Below are 26,624 nucleotides of genomic sequence, written 5' to 3'. Positions count from 1 at the left end.
GACTGGAATCGCTGTTCTCGCGGGTACCACCCCCGGCGCTCACAGGCGCCGAAGCACGGCTTGCTCACCCGCTCCCCCCCTTGCAGCCGCCGCCGGGCCCGCCGGATCGACCGGCAGCGCCAGCTGGTCGCCCGGTGCCGGCTGGCCGCGCCCCACCGGGACCGGGGCCAGCGCCCGGTCGTTGGCCGGGTGCCCGGCCACCGGGTTGGGGCGGCGGCGCCCCGGCCCCGGCGGCACCGGCCAGGCCGGCAGGGCCCAGAGCGCCGGGCCCATGGGCTGGCGGTTCTCCACCAGTCCCTGCCCCTGCATGCGGTGCAGCAGCGAGGCCACCCGGTCGCGCACCTGCTTCCAGATGCGCGGGTTCTCGACGGCGAGCCCCGCCGCCCGGCCCAGCTCCTCGGCCAGGGTCGCCGTCGGCGCCGGCACGCCGGCATCGCGCAGGTAGTCCTGCACTGCGGTGCGCAGCGCGGGCTCGGGCGGCAGCCCGCTACGCGAGGAGCGCCTGGTCCTGCGCGCGTTGGCCGGCCAGTCGGCCGGCAGGGCCAGCGGCCCGCTCTCCAGGCCGGCGAGCACCTGGGCGATGGCGGCCTCCAGGCTGTCGAGTTGGGCGCCCAGGCTCTCGACCGTGCGGGGGGCGGCGGACGCGGAGGAAACGGGGGTCTTGGCAGTGATTGTCATGGCTCAGATCTCCTGGTGGAAGGGGGACAGCAGGTGGGTGGGGGTGTGGTCGTGCCAGGCGAAGGTGTCGAGCCGGCGCTCGAACTCCGCCGGGCCGTAGCCGCCGAAGCGGGCCATGGCCCAGAGGCGCAGGTCGGCGGGGCTGGTCGTGCCCCGGCCGGCCCGCAGGCGGTCGCGCAGCCGGCGGTTGACCGACTCCGTGAAGCCGTTGGTGTGGCGGAAGCTGAAGTAGTTCAGCAGCTCCGGCCGCCAATCGCGTCCGACCGTCTGGCGCACGCTCTGGAAATGCGGCCGCAGCGCCCGCGGCATGCTGGCCAGCCAGTGGTCGAGCGCGCGGCTGGCCTCCGCCCGGTCCTCCAGCTGGTAGAAGGCATTGAACAGTTCCTTGAACCGTTAGGCCTCGCCCAGCAGGGGAAACCGGTCGAAGACCTGCCCCAGGTGCTCGCGCTCGGCCTCGTCCAGGTCCCACCAGTGCCGCTTCAGGCGGTGGTGCAGGTTGGCAGCGATGCCGTCTTCGTCCTTGTCCCTGCGAAAGGCCAGGGCGATATCGCCGGCCAGCAGCCGGCGCAGCCCCTGGAGGGCCTCCATCACCAGCTGCTCCATATGGAAGCGGTCGGCGGCGACGACGATCCTGGGATTGAACGCCCGGACGGCGGCGCGGGTCGCCTTGCAGCCGTCCATCACGAAGACCTCGATCCCCTCCCATCCCGGCCGGGCCCGCAGCGTCGCCGCCAGCACGTCCTGGGGATGGCCCGGCACCAGGTCCAGGAAGGTGCCGGACACCGGGTCGGTCAGGGTGGTGTAGGTGACGCCGTCGTGGAAGTCGTCGGCGCTGACCACCCGTTATGAAGCGGCGCCCCTTCTTTCTTTCCGTACACAGCATCGTGGACCGCAAGGAGGCGCTGCTCCATCTCGACGCCTGCCAGCTTTGGCCGGGGCAAGGGCAAGCTGATCTGAAGGCCGCCTATAGCTATGTCGCCCGTGGCCTCACCGATTGGGAGCTGGTCCTGCGGCGCCGACGCCGGGAGGCCTATGGCGGCGGACGCCCGGAAGCTCGACACCATCCTCCAGCAGCTCTCGAAGAAGATCGAGGAGGAGGATCTCGGGACGCTGGCCATCGAAGGCCCCTCCCTGGCCGAGGTGGTCGCACGAGGCAAAGCGGTGTCCGGCAAGATCGCAGTGGCAGCGGCCATGTTCCGGGCGGCCTACCGGCTGGCGAAGCACCAGGACGCCGACTTCCTGAAGGAACACCTACGACCAATCGGATGATCTGGCTGGTGCGCGAGACGACGGATCACGGGACCCTGGAGGCCAGCACCATCCACAAGATCTGGACCAAATACCGCTGCGCAAGCATCGTCCGGGCCTGCGAGGAGATGGTCAGGGATCGCGTGCCACAGGCATCGACCTCGGATCCGTTCGCCGACCGCATGCTGGGCGACGGGGTCGTCAAGTGGTTGCAGTCGACCCAGAGGATCCGCAACGACTTCGAGACCCTGCGACGGAGCGGCGGCTTTTCCTTCGCCCTGGGGCCGGGATCCACCATCCTCGGCCTATGGCCGGATGATTATAAACTCGACATCACGGTCAAAGCGCCGAGTGAGCAGGAGATCGCGGCTCTGCTCCGCTATGGGAAGCGCATGCCCGTCAAGACGGGAGGGCGGCCCCGGGAGACGGGGTGAGGCGCCGGCATGATCCACCACGGCGGCAGGCCGGCTTTGAGCCTGCATGCCGCTCGACGTCGGGATGGGAGCGGGACACGGAAGGTGACATGCTGCCCTGGCAGATCGGTCGATCCGAAGTGGCCCTTCGGGTAGGCCGGCCTGCGCCGACGTGGTCACGTCCATGCACGCCCTTGTGCGTCCTTGCGAATCCTATTCGCCGTCGGACACCCGCATAAAGAGGTCCACCAAGCACGTGTTGATATAGTAGTTGTTCCGCCCCGCCTGATGCTTCTGCACGAAGCCGGCCTCAGCCAGCTGGTCCAGGTAGCGGGCGGCGGTCTGACGGGTCACGCCCAGCTCGGTCTGCACGAAGTCGATCCGGGTGTAGGGGTGGCGGAACAGGTTGTTCAGGAGGTCCTGGGAGTAGAGTTTGGGCAGGTCGCGGCGGATCCGATGCTTGTAGTCCGCCATCTGCGCCCGCACCCCCTCGATCAGCTCCAAGGTCGTGCGCGAGGTTGAGGCGACGGCGCGCAGCATGTAGAGCACCCATTCCTCCCAGGCGCCCTCGTCACGCACGGCCTGGAGCCGTCGGTAATACTCGCCCTTGCTGCCGGTGATGGCGCGGCTGAGATACAGGACCGGGATGTCCAGCAGCCCAACCCTGGTCAGGTACAGCACATTCAGGATTCGACCCAGGCGGCCGTTGCCGTCGGGGAACGGGTGGATGCTTTCGAACTGATGGTGGATCACCGCCATCTTGACCAGTGGGTCCAGATCCGACAGCGCGTCATCATTGATGAAGCGTTCCAGCGCGGTCATGTGGGCGATGATCTCCCGCCCGTCCTGGGGCGGGACGAAGACGATGTCGCCCGTCCGGTCGTTCCGTAGCGCGGTTCCCGGCGTTGTGCGGAACTCCCCCGTCGTGCGCTTCAGGGTCTGGAACATGGCAATGAGGGTGTTGTTCGTGATCAGCCCACCGGATGCGCGCATGGATTCGAAGCCCAGCTTCAGCGCATCGCGATAGAGCGCCACCTCCTTCGCTGCCGGTGAGCGCATCGCCTCGGGCAGCAGATCGGCCTGGAACAACTCGTCCTGGGTGGTGACGATGTTCTCGATCTCCGAGCTGGCCTTCGCCTCCTGGAGCGAGAGCGTGTCGATCAGGATGCCCTGGTTGGGAATGGCGGCGGCGAGACCCTTGACCTCCGCCAGATAGCGGTGAGCCTCCGCCGCGGCGCGGAGGACGGGCTTGGTTTCCAGCTCCGCCGGGGGCGGCAGCGGGGGGATGATGTAGGACGGATTTAACATGTCGGCCGGACGTGTTCGAAAAACGCTATTTCTTTAACATGACCGGCTGACATGTTCGAGAACCAAACACCTCGCGAACATGTGTCAGAACGCACCGGTTGAGAGGCCACCACCCGCTTTAACGAATGCCAGCATTGCCTACCAAAACGTGATGGAAAAGGCGCTGGCACGCCCTCGGCAGCTGACACTCCGGATCGGGCCGGCGGGCGGGGACGGCCGGTACTGCGTCGTCGAGATGATAGGCGAGGACCTGCGCAAGGCAGGCATGGCGAGCGCGGATGCGGCTGCCCTGGGGTCCACTGGCAGGATCCTTGACGCGACCGATATCTTGCGCATGACGCAGCCATTCCCTCCTCGCCGCGATGCCGGGCTAGCCCGGCTCCACGCCTTCCTGCCCCGCGCCGGGCAGCGCTATGCCGCCGAGCGCAACCATGACCGCGGACCGGCGGATCGCGGCAACGTCTCCGGGCTTGGCCCCTATGTGCGCCACCGGCTGGTGACGGAGGCCGAGGTCATCCGCCATGTGCTGGATGTCCACAGCTTTGGAGCGGCCGAGAAGTTCATCCAGGAGCAGTTCTGGCGAACCTACTGGAAGGGCTGGCTGGAGTTGCGTCCGCAGGTCTGGAGGGACTGGCTCGCCGGCGTCGCCGAGGCCCGCCGCCGGCTGGACCGGGATCCCGGCCTGCACGACTGCTACACGGACGCGGTCGCCGGTCGCACCGGCATCGACGGCTTCGATGCCTGGGCGGCGGAACTGCGGGAGACGGGGTATCTGCACAATCACGCCCGGATGTGGTTCGCCAGCATCTGGATCTTTACCCTGAGGCTGCCCTGGGAACTCGGGGCCGAGTTCTTCCTGCGCCATCTCCTGGACGGAGACCCGGCCAGCAACACCCTGTCCTGGCGCTGGGTCGGCGGCTTGCAGACGGTGGGCAAAACCTATCTCGCCCGGCGGGACAACATCCGCACATACACGGAAGGCCGCTTCGATCCGGTCGGCCTCGCGACCTCCGCCGCCCCGCTGACCGGGACGCCCATCCCGCCGCCGGGTACGCTGCCGGCATTGCCCGTGGCAGACCCCACGGTCCGGACGGGCCTGCTGCTGCACGAGGACGACTTGGCGCCGGAAAGCCTGGCGGGCGTGCCGCCGCTCGCCGCGGTCGCGGTGCTGGACACGGCCCCCGTGCACAGCCCCCATGGCGTCTCGGAGCGGGTGCAGACCTGGGTCTCGGGTGCCCTTGCGGATGCGGCACAGCGCGCCGGGAAAGCGTTCGGCCTGACGCCCGACCGCCTGACAGGCACGGACTGGTGTGCCAGGATGATCGACTGGGCGCGCGCCGCCGGTCTGGCCCAAGTGGTGGCGCCCTACGCGCCCGTGGGACCGACGGCGGACAGGCTGGCTGCCCTGGAGACGGCCTTGGGCGACGCCGGCATCCAGCTCGTGCGCCTGCCCCGGCCCTACGACCGCGCCAGCTGGCCCCATGCGACGCGCGGCTACTTCGCGTTCAAGGAGAAAATACCCAGACTGCTGACAAAGGCCTGGCGTGAGCCGGGCCTTTGTGATTCGATTGGTCATGCTGAGGAAACCGACGGCGCAGCAGACTGAAATCGAGATGGTGACGCTCGACGGTCTGGTTCCGCCCGATCACCTGCTTCGCAAGATCGACGCGGTGATCGACTTCTCCTTCATCCATGATCGCGTGTCCGGGCTTTACTGTCCGGACAACGGCCGTCCGGCCCTTGATCCGGTTGTCATGTTCAAGGCGCTGTTCATCGGCTACCTGTTCGGCATCCGCTCCGAACGCCAGCTGGTGCGCGAGATCCAGGTGAACGTGGCGTATCGCTGGTTTCTGGGTCTGCGCCTGACCGATCCGGTGTTCGACGCCTCGACGCTGAGCCAGAACCGGCGCCGGCGTTACCGGGACACCTCCGTGGCGCAGGACATCTTCGACCATGTGGTGGAGCAGGCGATCGGCCACGGGCTGGTGGACGGCACCGTGCTCTACACCGACAGCACCCACCTCAAGGCCAACGCCAACAAGAACCGCTACGACAAGGCGGTGGTCGCCAAGTCGCGGGCGGATTACTGGGACGATCTGGACCGGGCGGTGGAGGCGGACCGCGCCACCCACGGCAAGAAGCCCCTCAAGCCCAAGGACCGGCAGCCGCCCGAGAAGGAGACCAAGATCAGCCGCACCGATCCGGAGAGCGGCTACATGGTGCGCGATGGCAAGCCCACCGGCTTCTTCTACCTTGATCACCGCACCGTGGATGGGCGCCATGGCATCATCACCGACAGCTTCGCCACCCCCGCCAACGTGCACGACAGCATCGTCTATCTCGGCCGGCTCGACCGCCAGCGCGCCCGCTTCGCGCTCGACGTCAAGGCCGTCGGGCTGGACGCCGGCTATGCCACGGCCGGGATCGCAAAGGGGCTGGAGGACCGCGCCATCCTCGGCGTCACCGGCTACAACCGACCGACACCCCCGGCCCCGGGGATGATGCCCAAGAGCGCCTTCACCTACGAGCCCGGGACCGACACCTGGTCATGCCCCGGCGGACAGGCCCTCGCCTACGCCACCACCGACCGCAACGGCTACCGCCACTACAGGAGCGATCCGGCCCTCTGCTTCGCCTGCCCGCTGCTCGCGTCGTGCACCCGCAACCCCAAGGCCGTCCGCACCATCACCCGCCACCTCTGGGCCGACATCCGCGAGCGCACCGACGCCCACCGCAAGACCCCCTGGGGCAAGGCCATCTACAAGCGACGAAAAGAGACGGTCGAACGCTCCTTTGCCGACGCCAAACAGCTCTTCGGGCACCGCTACGCACGCTTCCGCGGCCTCCTCGGCGTCACCTGGCAGTGCCTGCTCGCCGCCGCCGCCCAGAACATCAAGAAAATCGCCCTCGCAATCGCCCCGAAGGCAGCCCTCCGGCCAGCCTGAGACAGAAACCTCCCTGTCTGCCCGATCCACCCAACCAGTTTCGACAGCCGCAATCCCCAAAAATGAAAACCCCGCCGAAAACGACGGGGTTTGTCATCGGTCTGAATACCAGGGCTCCTCCGCGATGCCCTCTGAGCTCGGCCCGCCACGGGCCACTCCTCGCCACGGACTGTCACGTCCGGCGCGCTGGGGCGGGTGCAGACCTCCCCCAGAGCATCCGCTCCACTGGCGGAGCAAGGGGCGGTGGATCGGACTCCCTGCGAGCGAACCAGAAAGAGCCTTGGCAGCAAGCGTCCATTTGACTAATATTCTGGTCCTTATTCAGCTTTATGACTGTAATAATAGGCAATGCCGTGACCGATAGCCGCGTTTATTCCAGGGCGACGACCGGCGCAGCGAGGCTGCTCGGCGCACAGGTGCGCTTGGCCCGCCGCGAGCGGCGCTGGAGTGAAACAGACCTGGCCGAGCGGATCGGGGTGTCCAGAGCAACCGTCCAGAAGATCGAGAAGGGCGACCCGGGCGTCACCCTGGGCCTCGCCCTCGAGGCCTGCGCCATCACCGGAGTTCCGCTCTTCGGCGCAGAGGAGGGCGGCGTTCAGGCGGTGCACAGTCGCCATATCGCGGACAAGCTGGCCCTGCTCCCGAAACGGATACGGAAACCTCGGCCGGTGAGTGATGAGTTCTGAGCGCGACGCCTATGTCTGGATCTGGCTGCCTGGACAAACGGAACCGGTCGTCTGCGGCCGTTTGATCGACCGCGCCGGCCGGCTCCATTTCCTCTACGGCCGGAGCTATCTGGACCGACCGGACGCCATTCCGATCTATACGCCGGAATTGCCGCTCGAGCGCGGGGAACAGGAGCCTCTGGGAGCGCTGAGCCTGCCGAGTTGCATCCGGGATGCCTCGCCCGACGCCTGGGGTCGACGGGTCATCATCAACCGCCTGATGGGGCTGACGGGCGCTGCGGCCGAGGCCGTCGAACCTGGTGAACTGACCTGCCTGCTGGAGTCGGGGTCCGATCGCATCGGTGCGCTGGATTTCCAAGCCTCGCCCACCGCGTATGTGCCACGCTCGGCAGCGAACGCCTCCATGGAGGACCTCCTTGAGGCGGCGAACCGCGTCGAACAGGGTCTCCCGCTGAATCCGGATTTGGACCGCGCCCTCTATCACGGCTCCTCCATCGGCGGCGCTCGGCCAAAGGCGCTGATCGATCAGGCGGACCGCAAGTGGATCGCCAAGTTCTCCGCCGGCAACGACACCTACAGCGTGGTGAAGGCGGAATTCATCGCCATGCGGCTTGCGGCGCTGGCCGGCCTGCATGTCGCACCGGTCCGAATGGTGCGGGCGGCACACCGGGACGTTCTGCTGGTCGAGCGCTTCGACCGTGTCCGCAGCGCCGGAGGCTGGACCCGCAAGGCCCTGGTGTCCGCGCTCACGCTCCAGGGGTTGGACGAGATGGAGGCGCGCTACGCCAGCTACGAACTCCTGGCCGAAATCATCCGGCACTGCTTCCATCAGCCGAAGGCGACGCTGCGGGAACTCTTCAGCCGGATCGTCTTCAACATCCTGGTGGGCAACACCGACGATCACGCCCGGAACCATGCCGCCTTCTGGGATGGCGCAATGCTCACACTGACACCGGCCTATGACATCTGCCCCCAGGCCCGGACGGGCCGGGAAGCGGGGCAGGCAATGCTGATCGCCAGCGGCGACCGGTCGAGCCGCATTGCGACCTGCCTCGCCGCGGCCCCGATCTTCCACCTGTCCATGGCAGAGGCGCTCCACATCGTCGAAGCACAGGTAACGACCATCGGCAACAACTGGCACACCGTGTGTGAGGAAGCCGAACTGACCATTGCTGACCGGCGCATGTTCTGGGGACGCCAATTTCTCAATCCATTCGCTTTCGACGATCTGGATGGGACCGGCGCTAACTTGCGCGTTCTGGCGGACGGGTATCGCGGTAGACTCTGAGCAACTGAGCAGGCCTCACGCCTCGTCCACGGCCACACGCCGAAACGCGACCGTCAACCTGCAAATCCGATTTTGGGAATGATCTGTTGGAAACGGCCGATCAACCTCCCAATCCGAATAACTTGAAGAGTTTCCAGACGAAGCGGCCGGTGGCGCAAGTCGCGTGGCGCTGCATCAAAAAGAATGGAGCGCCGCGCATCCGATCTGTACGGAGCAGTCTGTCGAAACCACGGGTAGCCCATAGAAGATTGAAGGTCCGGAGGTGGGCGCCACTCAACAGTCAAATGGACCAGGGGTCCGACAGGTGCCGGTCTTGCCCGGAGCCAAGGCATGCGGGGGAGCGATGCCGACCGAGGCCGCTCCCTTCTTCGGTTGGGCCAGTCGTCGATCACAAGATAGGCGGTTCGGGCCGCCCACCAGTCGTTGGCCTAGCCCGCTCAACGCCGTCGCCTGCAACAGCTTGCCCCGCCGCAGAATGTCGCCCTGGGCCGGGTCAACGGTGTCCGCCCACTTACACGGCCTGCACCAGCGCCAGAGAATGCATCTCCATTGCCCTCTATATAGTTATCTTAATGGCACATGCTTATCATGCTGATGAATATGATGATTCGTGCTATATGCCATCAATGTCCGGCTCAGATGGCAAGGATGCTCTCATGCGCTCGTCATTCCCTGAAATCGGCCTATCAATCCAAACGCTCTATGCCGACCTGGTGCAGCGTGGGCTGGACGCGCAGTTCGATCAGGATTTCCCGGATGACGGCCAGTTCCTGCTGAAGCACCGCGGGGAGCGGGGGTATTGGTACTTTCAGCACACCGATGGCGGTCACCGCAGGCAGAAATATGTCGGTCCGGAGAATGATCCGGACCTGGCGCGCCGGGTGGCGAATTTTCAGCAGATCAAGGCCGACGCGGCGGAACGTCGGCGTATCGTGTCGGCGCTCGTCGCCGGCGGCCTGCCATCGACCGATCCACTGTCCAGCGACATCATCGAGGCGCTTTGGAAGGCGGGCATCTTCCGGCTCCGGGGAGTCCTGGTCGGCACAGCCGCGTTCCAGACCTATTCCGGCCTCCTGGGACTTCGGCTGCCCGGTGAGCATATGCGGACCGGCGATCTCGATTTCGCGCAGTTCCACGGCATCTCGCTACTGGTCGAGGACAGCCTGCCGCCGATCCTGGATGTCCTGCGCGCGGTCGATCCGACCTTCCGGCCGGTCCCTCATCTGACGGACCCGATTCTTTCCACGAAGTTCCGCAACGCCAAGCGGTTCGAAGTCGAGTTCCTGACACCGAACCGGACCCGCGACGATGTCGCCGGACGCCCGGCCCCCATGCCGGCTCTCGGCGGGGCTGGGGCCAATCCGTTGCGCTATCTCGACTTCCTGCTGCGGGCCCCGGTCCGTGCCGCCGTGCTGCACCGCGCCGGCATCCCGGTCCTGGTGCCCGCCCCCCATCGCTTCGCCGTGCACAAGATCATTGTTTGCGCCAAGCGCCGCACCGACCCGGAGGGTTTGGTCAAAAGCGCCAAGGATGCCGCCCAGGCCGGGGCGCTGATCCGTGCCCACCGGCAGACACGCCGCGCCTTCGAGATCGGTGAGGCCTGGGCCGAGGCCTGGGGGCGCGGCGAGCGCTGGCGCGCCGCCCTCCTGGAGGGGCGCACCCGGCTGTACGACGACGAGCGCGTGGCGCTCCAAGAATGCATTGAGATTTGGGCGCGCGAGGTCGGCCGTGAACCCGACCGTTTCGGCGTTACAGCGATCGGTGAGGTGTCCGATGAGGACGTGTCCGACGAACCGTGAAAACCCCGCGAACGGGCGATGTCGTTGGAGCGTTCCCCCTTCCCGTCCAACCGGCTCCCCGGCCAATTGCCTGCGAGGACCACACACGGGCAGACGGGCTTCGCGTCCAGCTCCACCGGGGGGAGCGGGGGGGGGGGATGATGGAGGACGGTTCGAACATGTCGGTTGGACATGTTCGAAAAACGCCATTCCTTTAACATGTCCAGCCGACATGTTCGTGAACCGACCACCTTGCGAGATCGCGCCCTGAGGCAAAGCCGCCGGATCCTGCCGACTGTCACCTGACGCATCACCAGCGACGGGCGACAAGGCGTGCCCAACGACAGCCTGCCGTCGCTGACCGGCCGCAAGACACCGGTAGCGATCAGCGTCTTGGCAATGGAGCCGACATGCGCCCGGTCCCCGGCCGACATCGGCCGGCTGGTCGTAGGTCAACAATCGTCACATCAACCTTCAGGGCAGGGTCCTGACGGCACCGGCCGACCGGCGCTTCCCCTTGGCGAGGCCGCTGAGAGCCCCGCACGAAGGGCACCCCGTCACGCGGTCGCTACGGACACCAAAGGACTCCGAGAATTCAGGACGTCCCGCTGCCCCTCAATCGGCGCAACGCGCTGCTCGTCGGCAGCAACGGCGGAGGCTTCCCGTTCAGCTGCGGAGTCCGGGTGCTTCATGTCCGGTCCGCGCCACATACTCCGTATAGCCGCCGCCGTACTGGTGGATGCCGTCGGGCGTCAGTTCCAACACACGGTTGGAAAGGGCGGCCAGGAAATGCCGGTCGTGTGAGACGAACAGCATGGTGCCTTCATAGGCGGCCAGCGCCGTCAACAGCATCTCCTTGGTATCGAGATCGAGATGGTTGGTCGGTTCGTCGAGCACCAGGAAATTCGGCGGATCAAACAGCATGATCGCCATCACCAGCCGCGCCTTCTCCCCGCCCGACAGGACGCGGCATTTCTTTTCCACGTCATCGCCGGGAAAGCCGAAACAGCCGGCAAGGGCGCGGAGCGATCCCTGGTTCGCCAGAGGAAATGCCGCTTCCATAGCCTCGAAAACAGTGTGACCGCCGTCGAGCTGCTCCATCGCATGCTGGGAGAAATAGCCCATCTTGACACTGGCCCCGATGGCGACGGTGCCCTGGTCCGGCGCGGTGGTCCCGGCCACCAGCTTCAACAAGGTGGATTTTCCGGCACCGTTCACACCCATGACGCACCAACGCTCCCGCCGCCGGATCGTCAGGTCGAACCCGCCATAGATGGTGCGGCTGCCATAGGCCTTGTGCACGTTCTTCAGGACGGCCACATCGTCGCCCGATCGGGGGGCCGGCCGGAACTCGAAGGCCACTGTCTGGCGGCGCCTCGGCGGCTCGACCCGTTCGATCTTATCCAGCTTCTTCACCCGGCTCTGCACCTGGGCCGCGTGGGAGGCCCGGGCCTTGAAGCGTTCGATGAATTTGATCTCCTTCGCCAGCATGGCCTGCTGCCGTTCGAACTGGGCCTGCTGCTGCTTCTCGTTTAGGGCCCGCTGGCGTTCGTAGAATGCGTAATCGCCGGAATAGCTGGTCAGGGATCCGCCATCGATCTCGATGATCTTGCCGACGACCCGGTTCAGGAACTCGCGGTCGTGCGAGGTCATCAACAGGGCGCCATCAAAGGACTTCAGGAACTGCTCCAGCCAGATCAGGCTTTCGATGTCCAAATGGTTGCTCGGCTCGTCCAGGAGCATGGCGTCGGGCCGCATCAGCAGGATGCGGGCGAGGGCCACGCGCATCTTCCAGCCGCCGGACAGGACCCCCACATCCGCGTCCATCATCTCCTGACTGAAGCTGAGCCCCGCCAGAACCTCACGCGCCCGCGCCTCCAGCTCGTAACCGCCCAGCTCTTCAAAGCGGGCCTGCACGTCGCCGTAGCGCGCGATGATCGCGTCCATCTCGGCGGTGCGTTCGGGATCGCACATGGCCGCTTCAAGCTCGGCCAGTTCCGCCGCCACCGTGCTGACCGGCCCGGCGCCGTCCATCACCTCCGCCACGGCGGTCCGGCCGGACATTTCGCCCACATCCTGATTGAAATAGCCGATAGAGACCTGCTTCTCGATCGCCACTTGGCCCTCGTCCGGCGTCTCCTCGCCAGTGATCATCCGGAACAGCGTTGTCTTGCCGGCGCCATTGGGACCGACCAGACCGACCTTCTCCCCCCTGTTCAGGGCGGCGGACGCTTCAAGGAAGAGGATCCGGTGGCCGCCCTGCTTGGTGATGTTCTCAAATCGGATCATAGGCTGCGCGTTTTCCTTCGCGGGGCTGCCGGCGGCCCCTGATCAGGTCGAGAGATTGTCGGAGGTTCCGGGGATGGGAAGGTCACCCGAGGCCCGAACTGAATTCCCGGATCAGACCAGCCCCGCCCCCCCCCCGCCCGGTCCAGCAGAATTTTCGCAATGCTGCCGTCCCGGCGGACCTGGCCGCCAAGCACTCCACTAAGGGCAACCCGCCACGTCCATGAACCAAGTGCTCACCCGATCGATCGGGACATTGCCGCCCCGATAGGAGCGGATCTGACGACGTGCGAAATCGCCACGGAAAACCGATGTTTTCCGTATTTTTTCCGTACGCACAATTTCGGATGGGAATAAGGCTCGTAAGCCCTTGAAAAAACTGGAGCGGGTGAAGGGAATCGAACCCTCGTCGTAAGCTTGGGAAGCTTCTGCTCTACCATTGAGCTACACCCGCGCCGCTCCGTCCTTATAGGGCCTTCCGGCGGCCGGTTCAAGCACCCGCGTGGGGTGTCGTCCGGTGCCGCATCCGCCGACCGCTCAGCGGCAGGCTCAGCGGCAGGCTCACCGGCGGGCGGAGCGGCGGGGCCGGTGGGGGGAGGCGGAGGGGCCGTGGTCGGACGGCGGCAGCACCGTGGGCAGCAGCGTGGCTGGGAGCGGCGGCACGGGCAGGGGCGCCACGGGCAGGGGCGCCACGGGAGACGGGCCGGCGCCGTCGTCGGCAAGCGTGCCGGTGGCCTCCTCGGCTGCGGAGTCGTCCGTCTCCTCCGCCGGGGCGCTGCTGCCGTCGGCCCGGCCGACCAGGCCGACCACGCCGTCCAGGGCGCCGGGCACCAGTTCCAGCCCCAGGAAGCGGTCGAGATCCACCGGCCCCGGCAGCGACAGGCCCAGCGTGTTCTCCCGCGTGAAGCCGAAGCGGACATAGTAGGGCGCGTCGCCCACCAGCAGCACGATGCGGTGGCCCTGCTCCGCCGCCCGGTCCAGGCTGTAGCGGATCAGCGTGCCGCCCAGCCCCTTGCTGCGCCAGTCGGCATGGATGGCGATGGGACCCAGCAGGATGGCGGGGGTGGAGGTGCCGATCAGCACCGGCCAGTAGCGGATGGTGCCGACCAGCCGGCCGTCCTCATCCGTGGCGACGAAGCTGAGGCCGGGAACCGGCCCGATCCCGGCGCGCAGGCGGTACACGGTCTTGGCGTGACGCTTGGCGCCGAAGGCGTCGTCCAGGAGGGATTCGATGCCGGCGGCGTGCTGCGGCTGCTCGGGGGCGATCATCATCGGAGGGGGAGATCCCGGTATCGGCAAATGGTGCAGGGCACCTGGTCCCGGGCTCCCGTCGCGCGTTCTGCGCCGTCAGCACCCGGGCGTGCGGTCCGTCCGCCCGCTGAGCGGGCGACCGTCCGGTCGTCGTCGGAGTGAGGCGGGGCGCAGCATGGCGCGGCTCTTCAGCAGTTATGCCGTGCGGCCTATATGACCTGCTGCCGACCCCCGCGCAAGACCCAATTTACCGCAGGGCCGTTGCGCGCCGGGCGGGGGTCCGGCATCGCTGCGACGGGCGGCGCGGAGCAAGCCGGGCAGGGCCTGGGAAGGCCGGGGAGGGATGATGTACAGCGAGGTCACGCGGTCGATCCGGGTCACGGTGCGGCCGGAATATCTGGCGCAGCAGTCGCAGCCCGAGGAGCGGCGCTTCGTCTGGGCCTATCATGTGCGGATCGAGAACGAGGGGCTGGAGACGGTGCAGCTCCGCACCCGCCACTGGCAGGTGACAGACGCACAGGGCCGGGTGCAGGAGGTGCGCGGCCCGGGCGTCGTCGGCGAGCAGCCGGTGCTGCGCCCCGGCGAGGCCTTCGAGTACACCAGCGGCACGCCGCTGCCCACACCCTCGGGCTTCATGGTCGGCAGCTACGGCATGGTCACCGCCTCGGGCGAGGCGTTCGAGGTGCGGATCCCTGCCTTCTCCCTGGACAGTCCGCACGGCCGCAGCCGCCCGAACTGAGCCGGTGCCGCGGCCGACCCCGCCGTCTCTCCCCGGCTACCGCTTCCGATCCATCGTGCGCTTGAAAGCCCCGGTGGGTGTTCCACCTTTGTGCAGGGATGGGCCGACACGGGCCCGTCCGGCCGCCGCCCCGGGAGGGGGAAGCCGGCCCTCCCGCGGACCCGGGGCCTGAGAATTGCCAAGGGCGTCCGTTTCCGCGGGGCGTATGAAGAAGAGACACGAGACGACAGCAAGGAAAAGGAGGCCGCAGGTGAGCCCCAGCAAGACGACCGCCGGCATGATCGTTCCCGGCCCCGCGCACGGCCGCCGCGCCGCCGCTCCCGTCGAGCGCCCGACCCGGGCCGAGGCGGAAGCCGCCGTCCGCACCCTGATCCGCTGGGCCGGCGACGATCCCGGGCGCGAGGGGCTGCTGGGCACGCCGGACCGCGTGGTCCGCTCCTACGAGGAGTTCTTCGCCGGCTACCATGAGGACCCGGTGGAGCTGCTCTCCCGCACCTTCGAGGAGACGGACGGCTACGACGAGATGGTGGTGCTGCGCGACATCCGCTTCGAGAGCCACTGCGAGCACCACATGGTGCCGATCATCGGCAAGGCCCATGTCGCCTATCTGCCGCGCAAGCGCGTGGTCGGCATCTCCAAGCTGGCGCGGGTCATCGAGGTCTATGCCAAGCGCCTCCAGATCCAGGAGAAGATGACCTCGCAGATCGCCAACAGCATCGACGAGGTGTTGCAGCCGCTGGGCGTCGCCGTCGTCGTCGAGGCGTCGCACCAGTGCATGACCACCCGCGGCGTCCACAAGCCGGGTGTCAGCATGGTGACCAGCCGCATGCTGGGCGCCTTCCGCGACGACCCGACGACGCGGCGGGAGTTCCTGGCTATGATCGGCAATCCGACCAACCGCGTGGAGGCCTGACGGCGGGCGCCGCCGGGGCCCACGCCCCAGCCGGGACACGCCCATGAGCCAAGAGACCGCCGACCGCACGCCCGACCGCATCGGCTTCGACGACTTCCTCAAGGTGGATATCCGCGTCGGCACCATCGTGCAGGCGGAACCCTTTCCGGAGGCGCGCAAGCCGGCGATCCGGCTGTGGGTCGATTTCGGCGCGCCGCTGGGGATCAGGAAGTCCTCCGCCCAGATCACCCGGCACTACACGCCCGAGGGGCTGGTGGGCCGGCAGGTGGTGGCGGTGGTCAACTTCCCGCCGCGCCAGATCGGCCCGGTGATGAGCGAAGTGCTGGTGCTGGGCGTGCCCGATCCGGACGGTCAGGTGGTGCTGCTGCGCCCGGACCTGACCGTGCCGGACGGCGGCCGGATGTTCTGAGCTTCGGCTTCCGTCCGGGCAGCGGGAAAGCGCGGACGGGAAAGCGTGGACGGGAAAGCGCCAACGGGAAAGGGGCGGGCCGCCGGGCCCGCCCCTTCGTCCGTCGGCCCGCCCGCCCCGGCGGACCGGCGGATCAGAGGTCGGTGTGGGTGGCGAGTCCCGCCAGCCCGAGGAAGTCCACCTTCACCACGTCGAAGTGGACCTGCCCGTTGCCGGTCAGGAAGCCGGCCTTGCCCGGATCGAAGGTCTGGTTCCCGACGACGATCCTGTCGATCTCCAGGTTCCGGTCCATCCCCTTGCCGCCGTACAGATCGTTGAAATACTCGACGCTGATACGGTTCGGATCGGTTCCGGCGGGCAGGTTGAACTTGAACTGCTGCCAGCCGTCGCCGCGGTCCATCGTCACCGTCTGGGCGCTGCCGAAGGCCTTGCCGTCCAGCAGCAGGCGGAACTGCGGGTCGCCCTTGTAGTCGTCGCCCGCGGCGTAGACGGTAACCGGCACCGGCTTGGGCGTCGGTGCGGGAGCCGGCTTGGGCGTCGGCGTCGGGACGGGCGCGGGAGCCGGCGCCGGGCTGTCCGGCAGATCGAAGTGGACCTGCCCGTTGCCGGTCAGGAAGCCGGCCTTGCCCGGATCGAAGGTCTGGTTCCCGACGACGATCTTGTCGATCTCCAGGTTCCGGTCCATTCCCTTGCCGCCGTACAGGTCGTTGAAATACTCGACGCTGATGCGGTCGGGATCGGTCCCGGCGGGCAGGTTGAAGTTGAACTGCTGCCAGCCGTCGCCGCGGTCCATGGTCACCGTCTGGGCGCTGCCGAAGGCCTTGCCGTCCAGCAGCAGGCGGAACTGCGGATCGCCCTTGTAGGCGTCGCCGGCGGCGTAGACCGTCACCTTGAGCGGGGCCGGGGCCGGAGCGGGTGCCGGTGCGGGTGCCGGTGCGGGGGTCGGAGCCGGAGCGGGGGTCGGAGCGGGCGCGTCGGCCGGCAGGACGACCTTGATCTGGCCGTTACTGGTCAGGAAGCCGGCCTTGCCTGGATCGAAGGTCTGGTTCCCGACGACGATCTTGTCGATCTCCAGGTTCCGGTCCATCCCCTTGCCGCCGTACAGGTCGTTGAAATACTCGACGCTGATACGGTTCGGGTCGGTCCCGGCAGGCAGGTTGAACTTGAACTGCTGCCAGCCGTCGCCGCGGTCCATGGTCACCGTCTGGGCGCTGCCGAAGGCCTTGCCGTCCAGCAGCAGGCGGAACTGCGGGTCGCCCTTGTAGTCGTCGCCGGCGGCGTAGACGGTAACCGCCAGCGTCTTCGCTTCCGGTGTCGGGGCCGGCGCAGGGATCGGGGTGGGCACCGGCTCCACCGGGCTGGAGCCTGACGGCTTCCAGGCGGCAGGGTCGGTCACGTTGCCGGTCTGCACCACGTCCGTCGCCTTGCCGGAGATGGCGATGGGGGCCGCGCCGGAGCCGGCGATCAGATTCTTCGACAGGAGGATGTCGTCGATCTTGTCGCCGCGGACGAAGATGCCGTTCTTCTCGGCGTCCAGGATCTGGTTGTTACGGACGATGATGTCCTCGACCATCCGGCTGGTGCCGGAATAGATCATCACGGCGCCGTGGCCGGTGCTGTAGCCGCCGACATTCTTGATGGTGTTGTTCTCGACAGTGACGTTCTTGACGCCCCAGGTGTCGTAGGCCGGTTCGGAGGCGATGTAGACGCCGGCGGCCCCGTTCTTGTTGCCGTCCACCAGATTGTTGCGGATCACCACGTCCTGGCCGCCGACGACGCTGATGCCCCGGCCCCAGTGGTTGTTCACGATCGTGTTGTTCTCGATCGTGATGTCCTGGGTCCAGGCGGCGTTCTTGGCATAGCTGACGACGGCGATCCCGTCATCGCCCGAATTCTCCACCCGGTTCCCCTTCACCAGGATGTCGTGGGAGCCCTGGTAGAAGTGGATGGAGTCGGCGTTGGTGTTCTTCACCGCGTTGTTCGTCACCTTCCCGAAGGCGGATTCCTTGCCGACCAGGATGCCTGCCCCGAAGGAATTGTTGATGGTGACGTGATCGATCTCGAAGTTCTTGGCGCCGACAACCCAGACCTTGGCACTGTTGCCGGTGCCGCCCCGGGCCGTCGCGTCGCTGTCCAGCGTCAGGTTCTTGATGGAGGCGCCGTCGCCGCTGACGATCAGGGCCTGGGCGTCGGAGCTGGCCGCCCCCACGGCCTTCAGCACGGACTTGCCCCCGGCGCCGTAGATGTCCACGCCGTCGATCTTCAGCACGCCCTTGTGCAGAAAGTTCCCCTCGGGAACGTACACCGCCTGGCCCGTGGCCTTGGCGTGGTCCAGCGCCTTCTGGATGGCGGCCCTGTTGTCCGTGCGGCCATCGCCGCGGGCGCCGAAATCCGTGATGGAAACGTAGGTAGACATGGGTCGGTCCCAATCCGTGGTCTGCGGGCGACCCGTCCTTTCCGGAAGCGGAAGGGCAGGCCGTGGCTGCCGACATCGGATCTCCGAACGGATGTTCAGGTCCTGCCGAGCCCCCACAGGATCGGGGTAGTTCACTAATTGAGGATTAATCCGTAAGGGTGAGGTAAGGCCGAAATCGCACACCCAAGAAGTTTTGTCGCAGGCTGTGTGAGATAATGCGGCTCAAAAAAGTGGTAAAAAGCGTGACTATAATTCGCTGACGATTTCGGGTTAGTTTTGTTTTGAATCCGGATGTGGTTTCCTTGTGCTTCAGGACATCCGGGATGCCTGCCCCCGTCGGACTGGGCTATGGGACTAGGGACTATGGGACTATGGATGCCGATCCGGCTGGTATCCGGACCGGACGCCGGACAGGAAAAGGGCGGAGCCGGCACCGCCGCTCCGCCCCCGTCCGTCGGTCAGTCGGGAAGGGGGCGTCAGCCCTGCCCGCCGGCGACGCCTGCCTCCTGGAAGGTGGACATGCCGGTGTGGCAGGCCAGCGCCGCCCGCAGCACCGGGATCGCCAGCGCCGCTCCCGACGCCTCGCCCAGGCGCATGCCGAAATCGAACAGTGCCTGCTTGCCGATCGTCTTCAGCAGGCGCTGGTGGCCGGGCTCGGCGCTGCAATGGGCGACGACGCAGTGGTCCAGCGCCTTCGGGTCGGCCTTGTAGAGGATGGCGGCCGCGGCGGTGCAGGTGTAGCCGTCCAGCAGCACCGGCACCCGCGCCATGCGCGCGGCGATGACGGCGCCGGCGATGGCTGCCAGCTCCAGCCCGCCCAGGCAGCGCATCGTCTCGAACGGGTCCGTCAGCGCCGAGGGGTTCGCCTTCAGCCCGGCCGCCACGGCGGCCCGCTTGCGGGCCAGCCCCTCGTCGTCGATGCCGGTGCCGCGGCCCACCCAGTCGGCCGGGTCGCCGCCGAACAGGCCGGCGCAGAGGGCGGCGCCGCTGGTCGTGTTGGCGATGCCCATCTCGCCCAGGCAGAGCAGGTCGATGCCCGGCTCCACCGCCATCATGCCGTAGGCCATGGCCTGGGCGCAGGCGCCCTCGTCCATGGCCGGGCCCTGGGTGAAGTCGGCGGTCGGGTGCTCGATGTCCAGCTCGTAGACCCGCAGGTCGGCGTCGGCCGCACGGGCAAGCTGGTTCACGGCGGCACCGCCGTTGACGAACGCCTGCACCATCAGCGCCGTGACCGAGGCCGGAAAGGCCGAGACGCCCTGGGCGGCGACCCCGTGGCTGCCGGCGAAGACGGCGATGCGGGGATGGTTCAGCGTCGGCGGGGTGCGGCCCTGCCAGGTGGCGAGCCACTGCGTCAGCTCCTCCAGCCGGCCCAGCGAGCCGCGGGGCTTCACGAGCTGCACCTCCCGCTGCAGGGCCGCCGTGCCGGCTTCCAGGTCGGGGCCCGGCATCTCGGGCAGGATGCGGCGGATTTCGTCCAGGGTGGCGGGAGCCGGGGTGCTGTCGGAGGGCATGTCACGTCCTGATGGGTTGTCGTCATCCGTCGGGGCAGGCGGTTCCCCCCGGATGGGCTGGAACGGCGCTGGCGGCGGCGGCGCTCCTCCCGTATACCGGACGGATGACCGATGCAACACGGCCGCGCCCCCCCTCCGCCCTCGCGGAACTGACCGCGGCGATCATCTTCCTGACCCGGGTGCCGCTGCCCTTCCGGGGCGAATGGACGGCCGACCTGCACCAGCGGGCCATGACCTGGTTCCCCATCGTCGGCGCCCTGATCGGCGCCGCGGGCGGGCTGGTCTACTGGGGCGCCGACGCGGCGGGCCTGCCGCCCACGCTCTCGGCCCTGCTGGCACTGGCGGCGCTGGTCTGGCTGACCGGGGCGCTGCACGAGGACGGGCTGGCCGACGTCGCCGACGGGTTCGGCGGCGGGCGCGACAGAGCGGCCAAGCTGGAGATCATGAAGGACAGCCGGATCGGCACCTACGGCGGCGTGGCGCTGCTGCTGGCGGTGCTGCTCCGGGGCGGGGCGCTGGCCACGCTGGCGGACCCGCGGACGGTGGCGCTGGCCCTGATCGGCGCGCATGCCTTCACCCGCGGGGTGATGCCGCTGCTGAAGCTCGCCCTGCCGGAGGCCCGCCAGGGCGGCGTCTCCGCCTCCATGGGCAAGCCCAACAGCGCCCGTGCCCTGACCGCCGCCTTCATCGGGTTCAGCCTGGGCGCCACGGCGCTGGGGCAGATGCATCTGGACTCCGGTCTGCACGGGCTGGCGGTGCTGGCCGCCGCCACGCTGGCCACGGTCCTGGTCGGGCGGCTGGCGCTGCGCCAGATCGGCGGCGTCACCGGCGACGTGCTGGGGGCCGCGCAGCAGCTGGGGGAGATCGCCTTCCTGCTGGCCCTCATCTCCGTGACGGCGGCGTGAGGCGGCGGTGACGGCCGACCCCTTCGTCGCCACCCGCTGGTGGTGGGTGCGGCACGCCCCGGTGGCGGCCCCCCCGGGTGTCATCGCCGGACAGCTCGACCTGCCGGCGGACCTCTCCGACCGCGACGGGCTGGCCGCGCTGGCGCCGCGGCTGCCGGCGGATGCCGTCTGGCTGGTGACGCCGTTGCGCCGCACGCGGGAGACGGCGCAGGCCCTGCTGGCGCTGTGCGGCGACGGGGAGACGCCCGCCCCGGCGCCCTCGCTGGCGGCCGAGCCCGAGCTGATGGAGCAGCATTTCGGCGCGTGGCAGGGCCGCACCCATGCCGACCTGTCCGGGGAGCCGGGCGTGGACCGCTTCTGGGAGGCGCCGGCCCGCTCCGCCCCGCCGGGCGGGGAATCCTTCGCCGACGTGGCAGCGCGGGTCGGCCGTGCCGTGGACCGGCTGTCGGACCTGCATGCCGGCCGCGACATCGTCGCCGTGGCGCATGCCGGCGCCATCCGGGCGGCGGTCGGGCACGCCCTTTCGCTGACCCCCGAAAGCATGCTGGCCCTGTGCGCCGATTGCCTGCATCTCTCCCGTCTGGACCGGGTGGCGGGGACCTGGCGCGTGGTCGGGGTCAATCTTCCGCCGCGATGAGGCCCCGCATCCGCCGCGTTCGTCGGCCAGCGTCGGCCGTGCCGACCGCCGCCGGCTCCGGGGTGGGCCGCCGGTCGCGGATGTGGTAGTCGGGACGCTGATTCCGCCTGTCGTTGGGAATGGAGGAGACCGCCGATGAGAAGGCTGGGTGCGGCCCTGCTGGGGCTTCTGCTGCTGGTGCTGCTGGCGCCCGTGCGTCCGGCGCACGCACTGACGGAACCGGAGCTGCTGGTCGAGCGTGCCCGTGTGACGGCGCTGACGCTGCTGACCGATCCGGAATACGCCAATCTGAAGTCGCTGGTGCAGCGGGCGCGGGCGGTGATGATCCTGCCCAACGTGATCCAGGCGGGCTTCTTCCTGGGCGGCGGTGGCGGCACCGGGGTGCTGGTCGCCCGCGGCGATGACGGCGCCTGGTCCGGCCCCGCCTTCTACACCATGGCCGAGGCCAGCTTCGGGCTCCAGTTCGGCGGCCAGTCCTCGCAGATGATGCTGGTCATCATGACCCAGAAGGGCCTGGAGGCGGTGATCGACCGCAAGGTCAAGCTGGGGGCGGACGCCAACGTGGCGGTGGGCGAGCTGGGCACGGCGGTGGGCGCCGGCTACGGCGTGGGCATCGGTGCCGACATCTATGTCTACGCCAAGAGTTCGGGCCTGTTCGGCGGGGCCGCGGTCGAAGGCTCCGTGATCGCGCCGCGCACGGAATGGAACAACAGCTTCTACCGGCAGGAGACCAGCCCCCGCGGCATCCTGCTGGACCGGGCCTTCTACCGGCCCGAGGCGCAGGCCCTCTCCAGCGTTCTGAACCAGTAGCCGCCGCTGTCCGGGCCCGTCACCAGACGGGCCCGAAGCGCAGCAGGGCCAGCCCGGCGGCCCCGGCCAGCAGGCCCGTCAGCATCACCACGACATGGTAGAGCACCAGCGCCGGCCGCAGGTCGGCCGGCTGGGCGCGGGCGCGGCCGTCGCCCAGCCAGGGCTCCTTCACCACCATGTCGCCCTCCCGCCGCGGCCCGGCCAGCGACAGATCCAGCGCCCCGGCCAGGGCGGCCACGGGCCAGGCGTCATCCCGCGCGGGATGGCCGGGGGCCGTGGCCAGCATGGCGCGCACCGCACCCGGCCCCTGCGCTCCCGGCACGAACAGCGCGGCCAGCGCCAGCAGCAGGCCCGTCAGCCGGGCGGGCAGCCAGACCATGATCCGGCCCGTCCGCGCCGCGGCGGCGCCGAAATCGGCATAGCGCGGGGTGTCGTGGCCGATCGTGGCGGCCAGCGCGTCGGCCACGGTCCAGGCCAGCATTCCCGGCATGCCCAGCAGCGCGTACCAGAAGGCGGGCGCCACCACCCGGCGCGCCAGGTCGCGCGCGCCGGCCTCGGCCGCGGCGCGGACGACCCCGTGCAGGTCAAGCCGCCAGCTCTGGCGGTCGCTGATCTCGGCCAGGGCGGAGCGGCCGGCCTCCAGGCTGGCGTCGGGGCCGGACAGGGCGTCCAGCACACCGCGCATGCCCGCCCAGGGCTGCCGCACGGCCACGCAGCGCAGCACCAGCAGCAGTTCCAGCATCCAGCCATAGGGCAGGAGACGGGCCACCACCGTGACGGCAGTGCCCACGGCCAGGGCGGTCAGCATCAGGAAAAGGACGGTGAGCAGCCCGCGCAGGCGGCGGGTGGCATCGGAGCGCTCGATGCGGTTCAGCCGGCGGTCCAGCCAGTCCCCCGCCCGGGCGGCGAGCGCGCGCGGGCGGGGGACATGCCGGTTCAGGAGCCGCCAGTCGCCCAGGAAGGCGTCCAGCAGCAGGGCCAGCAGAAGGATCAGCAGGGTCTCGGCCCCGGCGGGCAGCGGCAGAAGCATGGACCCTGCTTAACGGCTCACCCCTCCGGTGCCAAGCCCGCGGCCGGGGTGTCGGGCGTGGTGGTGGCGGGGGCGGGGCGGGAGGCGGCGGGCAGGATCGCCGCCGGGGCGGTGTCGGCCAGCCGCAGGGCAGGCTTCGCGGCCCGCCACTCCATCGTGTCGAAGCCCCGGCAGGACGGGCAGACCGCGCTCCAGCCGGCGGCCGGCGTGCCGCAGGCGGAGCAGACCCAGACCGGGTCGGGATCGGGGTGCAGGCCGGCGCTGCGCTCCAGCCACTCCCGCATCGCTTCGCCGTCGCCGTCCTCGTGCCGGGCCAGCTCCGTCAGCAGGCGGAAGACGTGCTGCGTCGGGGCCAGGGTCCAGGCCTTCTCCAGATGGGTGCGTGCCTGATCGCGCAGATCGGCCCGCAGGCAGGCCTCGCCCAGGGCGACATAGGCGGCCGCGGCGCGCGGGTCCAGCGCCACCAGCGCCTCGTACCGCTTCACCAGCGAGGCCGGGTCGATGCCGGGACGGAAGATCGCCTCGATCCGGCCCCAGGCCTCGGCCAGTTCGGGGTGCGGGGCGATCTTCCACGCCTCCTCGATGGCGCGGGTGGCGGCCTTGCGGTTGCCCGCCTGGGCCCGCAGCGTCGCCACCAGCACGGCCGCCGGAACGTGCGACGGCATCTGCTCGTTGGCGCGCTGCGCCAGGGCCAGCGCGTCCTTGCTGCGGCCCTCGGCCACGGCGGTGCGGGCGCGCTCCACCAGCAGGGCGACGCGGTGGCGGCGCAGGGTCTCCTGCGGCAGGGCCTTGGTCGCGGTGGCGCGGTCCAGCGCCTCCTCGGCCTGCTTCCAGTGGCCTTCCTTCGCCTCCAGCTCCATCAGGGCCAGCACCGGCCACTGCGCCTTGGGCTGGATCTCCGCGGCGCGGCGGGCCAGCTTCAGCGCCTCCGTCCGGTCGCCGCCCTTCAGCGCCTGGGTCAGCAGCCCGCGCAGGCCCAGGAACTCCGTCTCCGGGCGTTGCAGCATGGACTGGAAGTACTTGCGCGCCGCCATGTCGTCGCCGGCGAGCTGGGCCGCCTGCGCCGACAGCAGCAGCGTCAGCGGCGGCTCGTTCAGCAGCGTGTCGGCCTTGCGGGCGAAGCGGCTGGCGGCCTCGCGGTCGCCGGCGGCCACCGCCACCATGCCCTGGGTCAGGGCGTGGTAGCCGCGCTCCCGCTTCGCCGCCTGCCGGCTGCGGGCGAAGGCGGCGGGGCCGCCCACGACGAAGCTGAACACCCGGTACAGCACGACCGAGGCGACGATGATCACCGCCAGCGCCAGCAGCATGGCCCAGAAGGGCATGTCCACCATCCAGTCCTGGAACTGGATGGAGACGCTGCCGGGATTGCGCGCCAGCCAGATCGCCAGCGCGATCAGCAGGCCGATCTTGATGAAGAAGAAGACCGCGCGTCTCATTGGCCGCCCTCACCGATCCGGGTGACGGCCGCGTCGGTCAGGGCCTGGGCGGCCTTCTCCGCGGCCACACGGCTGCGTGCGTCGGCCATCCAGGGTTGCAGGGTCTGGGCCGCGGGTCCGGTCAGCGCGTCCAGCTCCTTGACCGCGAGGGTCAGGTTGCCCTGGTTCAGCGCCTCTTCGGCCCGTGCCACGATCGAGGCCCCGTCGGCGCCGGCGATGTCGCCGGAGGCGCGGCGGACGGTGACGATCGAATTCAGCCGGCCCAGCGTGAGGTCCAGCCAGTCCGCATCCGTGCGGGTGCGGTCGGCGCGGATCACCTCCGGCGCCAGCCGGCGGAACGATTCGTGCAGCGCGGCGAAGGCCGGCAGGCCCTGGGCCGCGCGGGCCTCCAGCGTGTCGAACAGCTCGTCCAGGCCGGCGCCATCGGGCGAGATGGCCCGCGCCGTCGCCAGTTCGCGGGCATAGGGGCGGCCCGAGGCGAGGGCGGACTGCAACTGCGCGGCGACCAGCACCAGGGCGTCGCCGCCCTTCACCGCCTCGCCGGAGGCCAGGGTCTGGATGGAGGCCAGCGTCGTCGCCAGCTCGTCCACCCGGCCCGGCAGGTCCACCAGTTCCTGCGGCAGCGGTTCCGGTTCCGGCAGGGTCGGTTCCGGCTTCGCGGCCAGTTCCTGCACCGTGCCCGACAGCCCGGTCACCTGCTGGCCCAGCGCCTCCAGCTCCTCGCGCAGGGCGGAGGTGTCGCCGGCGGCGGACAGGTCCGCCATCTGCCGGGCCAGGGCGTCCACCTGCTCCCGCAGGGCAACGGTCTCGCCGCCGGCCGCCTGCGCCTCACCCAGCGCCCCCTGCACCTCGGCCAGCGCGGTTTCCGCCTTCTCCAGGCGACCGGCCAGATCCTCCACGGCGGCCGGATCGGCGCCGGGGGTGGGGGGCGGGGCCGACTCCAGCGCCTCGACGCGGCCGGCCAGGGTCTCGACATCCGTGCGCAGCGGCTGCAACGCGGCCTGGGACAGCCCCCCGCCCTCGGCCGGGGCCGCGGCCGCCTGCTCCAGGGCGGTGACCAGCATCTGCACCCGCTCGCGCAGCTCGGCGAACTGCGCCTCGACCTTGGCCGGATCGACCGTGGGGGCCGGCGGGGCCGGGGGCGCGGGCGGTGGCCGGTCGGCCACGGCGCGCAGGTCGGCCGTCAGCGACTCGATGCGGCGGCGCAGCGCCCGGTTCTCCTCCTGGAGCGCGGCGACGCTGGCCCGCGTCTCGGCCAGCGGGTCCACCGTCGGCGCCGCGGCGGGCAGGCCCGGCAGATACTTCAGCAGGTCCGGCTGGTAGAGCTGGGCGCCGACGACGCCCGCCGACCCCAGGGCCAGCAGCAGCGCCAGCGTGCTGACGAACCCGCCGCCGCCCCGCCGTACCTCCGGCTGGGGCGACTCGGGATAGGGGGTGGCGGTCACGGGCGGGGTTTCCGGTTCCGTTGCCGACTCGGCGCGGCCGTACCCGTCGCTGTCGCGCGTCCCGTCGGTGGCGTAGCTGGACGCACCGTAGTCCGATCCGCCCCGGCCCGACTCGCCATAGCCGGACTCACCGTAGCCGGACTCGCCGTCCAGGGGATCGAGGTCCGCCGGCTCCTCCGGGGCGGTGCCCACGGCCCGGTCCAGATCCTCCGTCGTCAGCGGGATGCCGTAGGCGGCGGCAGCGGACATCAGGTCGTCGCGCCGCGACTCGGGGATCTGGCCGCGCTTGCGCCAGCCCTGCACGATCGCGGCGGGGATGCCCAGCTTGGCTGCCGCTGAGCGGACGCCGCCGAACCATTCGATGATGGAATCCGTGGCCCGGGACCGGGCCGCGTCGTAACCCTCTTCCGGGCTGGGGTAGTGATCGGATGCCGGGCTGGCCATCGGTCCTTCCTTCGGGCTCTGATCCGGCTTGCGCGACAGGCCGGGCCC

At 69.3% G+C, this 26,624-nt stretch carries 22 protein-coding genes, 1 tRNA gene and 1 pseudogene; 13 read left to right on the top strand and 11 right to left on the bottom strand.

The features are described 5' to 3' along the window. Window positions 1–39: 39 nt before the first annotated feature. Both RC1_RS11455 and RC1_RS22170 read right to left on the bottom strand, forming a co-directional pair. Window positions 40–678, bottom strand: a complete 639-nt coding sequence (locus RC1_RS11455; protein ID WP_012567556.1) for a hypothetical protein — start codon at window positions 676–678, stop codon at window positions 40–42. Window positions 679–681: 3 nt separating this feature from the next. Then, a pseudogene (locus tag RC1_RS22170) lies at window positions 682–1,518 on the bottom strand (ISL3 family transposase). A gap of 192 nt (window positions 1,519–1,710) precedes the next feature. Here RC1_RS22170 and RC1_RS11440 point away from each other — a divergent pair. After that, window positions 1,711–1,947: a hypothetical protein gene (locus RC1_RS11440; protein WP_012567553.1), complete on the top strand. Its 237-nt coding sequence runs from the start codon at window positions 1,711–1,713 to the stop codon at window positions 1,945–1,947. Next, window positions 1,944–2,360, top strand: a complete 417-nt coding sequence (locus tag RC1_RS11435; RefSeq protein ID WP_012567552.1) for a hypothetical protein — start codon at window positions 1,944–1,946, stop codon at window positions 2,358–2,360. Before RC1_RS11440 ends, RC1_RS11435 begins: the two co-directional genes overlap by 4 nt. A gap of 192 nt (window positions 2,361–2,552) precedes the next feature. On the opposite strand, the gene RC1_RS11430 is transcribed toward RC1_RS11435, so the two are convergent. After that, window positions 2,553–3,647: a Fic family protein gene (locus RC1_RS11430; protein ID WP_012567551.1), complete on the bottom strand. Its 1,095-nt coding sequence runs from the start codon at window positions 3,645–3,647 to the stop codon at window positions 2,553–2,555. A 151-nt stretch (window positions 3,648–3,798) separates the two neighbouring features. On the opposite strand from RC1_RS11430, the gene RC1_RS11425 reads away from it, so the two are divergent. The 5 genes from RC1_RS11425 to RC1_RS11405 all read left to right on the top strand — a co-directional run bounded on the left by RC1_RS11425 (window position 3,799) and on the right by RC1_RS11405 (window position 10,365). Continuing rightward, window positions 3,799–5,253: an FAD-binding domain-containing protein gene (locus RC1_RS11425; protein ID WP_012567550.1), complete on the top strand. Its 1,455-nt coding sequence runs from the start codon at window positions 3,799–3,801 to the stop codon at window positions 5,251–5,253. Beyond that, on the top strand, window positions 5,222–6,592 hold the full coding sequence (locus tag RC1_RS11420) for an IS1182-like element ISRce2 family transposase (RefSeq protein WP_012566799.1): 1,371 nt from the start codon (window positions 5,222–5,224) through the stop codon (window positions 6,590–6,592). Before RC1_RS11425 ends, RC1_RS11420 begins: the two co-directional genes overlap by 32 nt. Before the next feature lie 353 nt (window positions 6,593–6,945). Continuing rightward, a complete protein-coding gene (locus RC1_RS11415) occupies window positions 6,946–7,278 on the top strand; it encodes a helix-turn-helix transcriptional regulator (protein WP_234703772.1) in 333 nt (110 codons plus the stop codon). Further along, window positions 7,268–8,566, top strand: a complete 1,299-nt coding sequence (locus tag RC1_RS11410) for a type II toxin-antitoxin system HipA family toxin (RefSeq protein ID WP_012567549.1) — start codon at window positions 7,268–7,270, stop codon at window positions 8,564–8,566. The genes RC1_RS11415 and RC1_RS11410 overlap by 11 nt, the downstream gene beginning before the upstream one ends. Before the next feature lie 656 nt (window positions 8,567–9,222). Next, on the top strand, window positions 9,223–10,365 hold the full coding sequence (locus tag RC1_RS11405) for a nucleotidyltransferase family protein (protein WP_012567548.1): 1,143 nt from the start codon (window positions 9,223–9,225) through the stop codon (window positions 10,363–10,365). A 645-nt stretch (window positions 10,366–11,010) separates the two neighbouring features. Here the strand turns inward: RC1_RS11405 and RC1_RS11400 are convergent. The 3 genes from RC1_RS11400 to RC1_RS11390 all read right to left on the bottom strand — a co-directional run bounded on the left by RC1_RS11400 (window position 11,011) and on the right by RC1_RS11390 (window position 13,902). Then, entirely contained in the window at window positions 11,011–12,633 is a 1,623-nt protein-coding gene (locus RC1_RS11400) for an ABC-F family ATP-binding cassette domain-containing protein (RefSeq protein WP_012567547.1), read from the bottom strand. A 377-nt stretch (window positions 12,634–13,010) separates the two neighbouring features. After that, a tRNA-Gly gene (locus tag RC1_RS11395) sits at window positions 13,011–13,084 on the bottom strand. Window positions 13,085–13,191: 107 nt separating this feature from the next. Continuing rightward, window positions 13,192–13,902 carry a GNAT family N-acetyltransferase gene (locus tag RC1_RS11390; RefSeq protein ID WP_012567546.1) on the bottom strand — a complete coding sequence of 237 codons (711 nt, stop codon included), beginning with the start codon at window positions 13,900–13,902 and terminating at the stop codon, window positions 13,192–13,194. A gap of 325 nt (window positions 13,903–14,227) precedes the next feature. Between RC1_RS11390 and apaG the strand changes: the two genes are divergently transcribed. The 3 genes from apaG (at window position 14,228) to RC1_RS11375 (ending at window position 15,942) form a co-directional block, all read left to right on the top strand. Continuing rightward, entirely contained in the window at window positions 14,228–14,620 is a 393-nt protein-coding gene (apaG, locus tag RC1_RS11385; RefSeq protein ID WP_012567545.1) for a Co2+/Mg2+ efflux protein ApaG, read from the top strand. 277 nt (window positions 14,621–14,897) lie between these two features. Further along, window positions 14,898–15,533, top strand: coding sequence for a GTP cyclohydrolase I FolE (gene folE, locus RC1_RS11380; protein ID WP_041786393.1), 636 nt, complete (start codon window positions 14,898–14,900; stop codon window positions 15,531–15,533). 43 nt (window positions 15,534–15,576) lie between these two features. Beyond that, a complete protein-coding gene (locus tag RC1_RS11375; protein WP_012567543.1) occupies window positions 15,577–15,942 on the top strand; it encodes a tRNA-binding protein in 366 nt (121 codons plus the stop codon). A gap of 133 nt (window positions 15,943–16,075) precedes the next feature. On the opposite strand, the gene RC1_RS11370 is transcribed toward RC1_RS11375, so the two are convergent. Beyond that, window positions 16,076–18,358 (bottom strand): carbohydrate-binding domain-containing protein, encoded by a 2,283-nt coding sequence (locus RC1_RS11370; RefSeq protein ID WP_012567542.1) that lies wholly within the window; start codon window positions 18,356–18,358, stop codon window positions 16,076–16,078. A 476-nt stretch (window positions 18,359–18,834) separates the two neighbouring features. Further along, window positions 18,835–19,869 carry a nicotinate-nucleotide--dimethylbenzimidazole phosphoribosyltransferase gene (cobT, locus tag RC1_RS11365; protein ID WP_012567541.1) on the bottom strand — a complete coding sequence of 345 codons (1,035 nt, stop codon included), beginning with the start codon at window positions 19,867–19,869 and terminating at the stop codon, window positions 18,835–18,837. A 104-nt stretch (window positions 19,870–19,973) separates the two neighbouring features. On the opposite strand from cobT, the gene cobS reads away from it, so the two are divergent. From cobS to RC1_RS11350, 3 genes are all read left to right on the top strand, one after another. Beyond that, window positions 19,974–20,774: an adenosylcobinamide-GDP ribazoletransferase gene (cobS, locus tag RC1_RS11360; protein ID WP_012567540.1), complete on the top strand. Its 801-nt coding sequence runs from the start codon at window positions 19,974–19,976 to the stop codon at window positions 20,772–20,774. A 7-nt stretch (window positions 20,775–20,781) separates the two neighbouring features. Continuing rightward, window positions 20,782–21,411, top strand: coding sequence for a histidine phosphatase family protein (locus tag RC1_RS11355; protein WP_012567539.1), 630 nt, complete (start codon window positions 20,782–20,784; stop codon window positions 21,409–21,411). A gap of 135 nt (window positions 21,412–21,546) precedes the next feature. After that, window positions 21,547–22,221, top strand: a complete 675-nt coding sequence (locus RC1_RS11350) for a lipid-binding SYLF domain-containing protein (protein ID WP_012567538.1) — start codon at window positions 21,547–21,549, stop codon at window positions 22,219–22,221. 19 nt (window positions 22,222–22,240) lie between these two features. Here the strand turns inward: RC1_RS11350 and RC1_RS11345 are convergent, their stop codons facing one another. From RC1_RS11345 to RC1_RS11335, 3 genes are read right to left on the bottom strand one after another with little or no spacing between them, the layout of a single operon-like run. Continuing rightward, window positions 22,241–23,251, bottom strand: coding sequence for a CobD/CbiB family cobalamin biosynthesis protein (locus tag RC1_RS11345; RefSeq protein ID WP_012567537.1), 1,011 nt, complete (start codon window positions 23,249–23,251; stop codon window positions 22,241–22,243). 17 nt (window positions 23,252–23,268) lie between these two features. Beyond that, window positions 23,269–24,687, bottom strand: a complete 1,419-nt coding sequence (locus tag RC1_RS22515; protein WP_012567536.1) for a heme biosynthesis protein HemY — start codon at window positions 24,685–24,687, stop codon at window positions 23,269–23,271. Next, complete coding sequence (locus tag RC1_RS11335) at window positions 24,684–26,576, bottom strand: COG4223 family protein (protein WP_012567535.1); 1,893 nt, start codon at window positions 26,574–26,576, stop codon at window positions 24,684–24,686. The genes RC1_RS22515 and RC1_RS11335 overlap by 4 nt, the downstream gene beginning before the upstream one ends. Between the last annotated feature and the right edge of the window lie 48 nt (window positions 26,577–26,624).

Source organism: Rhodospirillum centenum SW (assembly GCF_000016185.1).
GTDB lineage: Bacteria > Pseudomonadota > Alphaproteobacteria > Azospirillales > Azospirillaceae > Rhodocista > Rhodocista centena.
The sequence above is the reverse complement of the archived record's forward strand: the minus strand, read 5'-3'. Positions and strand labels throughout refer to the sequence as shown.

What these genes read in the sequence shown, in the direction of transcription:
- RC1_RS11455 (WP_012567556.1), bottom strand. Translation starts at nt 678, where the DNA reads ATGACAATCACTGCCAAGACCCCCGTTTCCTCCGCGTCCGCCGCCCCC.
- RC1_RS11440 (WP_012567553.1), top strand. Translation starts at nt 1,711, where the DNA reads ATGGCGGCGGACGCCCGGAAGCTCGACACCATCCTCCAGCAGCTCTCG.
- RC1_RS11435 (WP_012567552.1), top strand. Translation starts at nt 1,944, where the DNA reads ATGATCTGGCTGGTGCGCGAGACGACGGATCACGGGACCCTGGAGGCC.
- RC1_RS11430 (WP_012567551.1), bottom strand. Translation starts at nt 3,647, where the DNA reads ATGTTAAATCCGTCCTACATCATCCCCCCGCTGCCGCCCCCGGCGGAG.
- RC1_RS11425 (WP_012567550.1), top strand. Translation starts at nt 3,799, where the DNA reads ATGGAAAAGGCGCTGGCACGCCCTCGGCAGCTGACACTCCGGATCGGG.
- RC1_RS11420 (WP_012566799.1), top strand. Translation starts at nt 5,222, where the DNA reads ATGCTGAGGAAACCGACGGCGCAGCAGACTGAAATCGAGATGGTGACG.
- RC1_RS11410 (WP_012567549.1), top strand. Translation starts at nt 7,268, where the DNA reads ATGAGTTCTGAGCGCGACGCCTATGTCTGGATCTGGCTGCCTGGACAA.
- RC1_RS11405 (WP_012567548.1), top strand. Translation starts at nt 9,223, where the DNA reads ATGCGCTCGTCATTCCCTGAAATCGGCCTATCAATCCAAACGCTCTAT.
- RC1_RS11400 (WP_012567547.1), bottom strand. Translation starts at nt 12,633, where the DNA reads ATGATCCGATTTGAGAACATCACCAAGCAGGGCGGCCACCGGATCCTC.
- RC1_RS11390 (WP_012567546.1), bottom strand. Translation starts at nt 13,902, where the DNA reads ATGATGATCGCCCCCGAGCAGCCGCAGCACGCCGCCGGCATCGAATCC.
- apaG (WP_012567545.1), top strand. Translation starts at nt 14,228, where the DNA reads ATGTACAGCGAGGTCACGCGGTCGATCCGGGTCACGGTGCGGCCGGAA.
- folE (WP_041786393.1), top strand. Translation starts at nt 14,898, where the DNA reads ATGATCGTTCCCGGCCCCGCGCACGGCCGCCGCGCCGCCGCTCCCGTC.
- RC1_RS11375 (WP_012567543.1), top strand. Translation starts at nt 15,577, where the DNA reads ATGAGCCAAGAGACCGCCGACCGCACGCCCGACCGCATCGGCTTCGAC.
- RC1_RS11370 (WP_012567542.1), bottom strand. Translation starts at nt 18,358, where the DNA reads ATGTCTACCTACGTTTCCATCACGGATTTCGGCGCCCGCGGCGATGGC.
- cobT (WP_012567541.1), bottom strand. Translation starts at nt 19,869, where the DNA reads ATGCCCTCCGACAGCACCCCGGCTCCCGCCACCCTGGACGAAATCCGC.
- cobS (WP_012567540.1), top strand. Translation starts at nt 19,974, where the DNA reads ATGACCGATGCAACACGGCCGCGCCCCCCCTCCGCCCTCGCGGAACTG.
- RC1_RS11350 (WP_012567538.1), top strand. Translation starts at nt 21,547, where the DNA reads ATGAGAAGGCTGGGTGCGGCCCTGCTGGGGCTTCTGCTGCTGGTGCTG.
- RC1_RS11345 (WP_012567537.1), bottom strand. Translation starts at nt 23,251, where the DNA reads ATGCTTCTGCCGCTGCCCGCCGGGGCCGAGACCCTGCTGATCCTTCTG.
- RC1_RS22515 (WP_012567536.1), bottom strand. Translation starts at nt 24,687, where the DNA reads ATGAGACGCGCGGTCTTCTTCTTCATCAAGATCGGCCTGCTGATCGCG.
- RC1_RS11335 (WP_012567535.1), bottom strand. Translation starts at nt 26,576, where the DNA reads ATGGCCAGCCCGGCATCCGATCACTACCCCAGCCCGGAAGAGGGTTAC.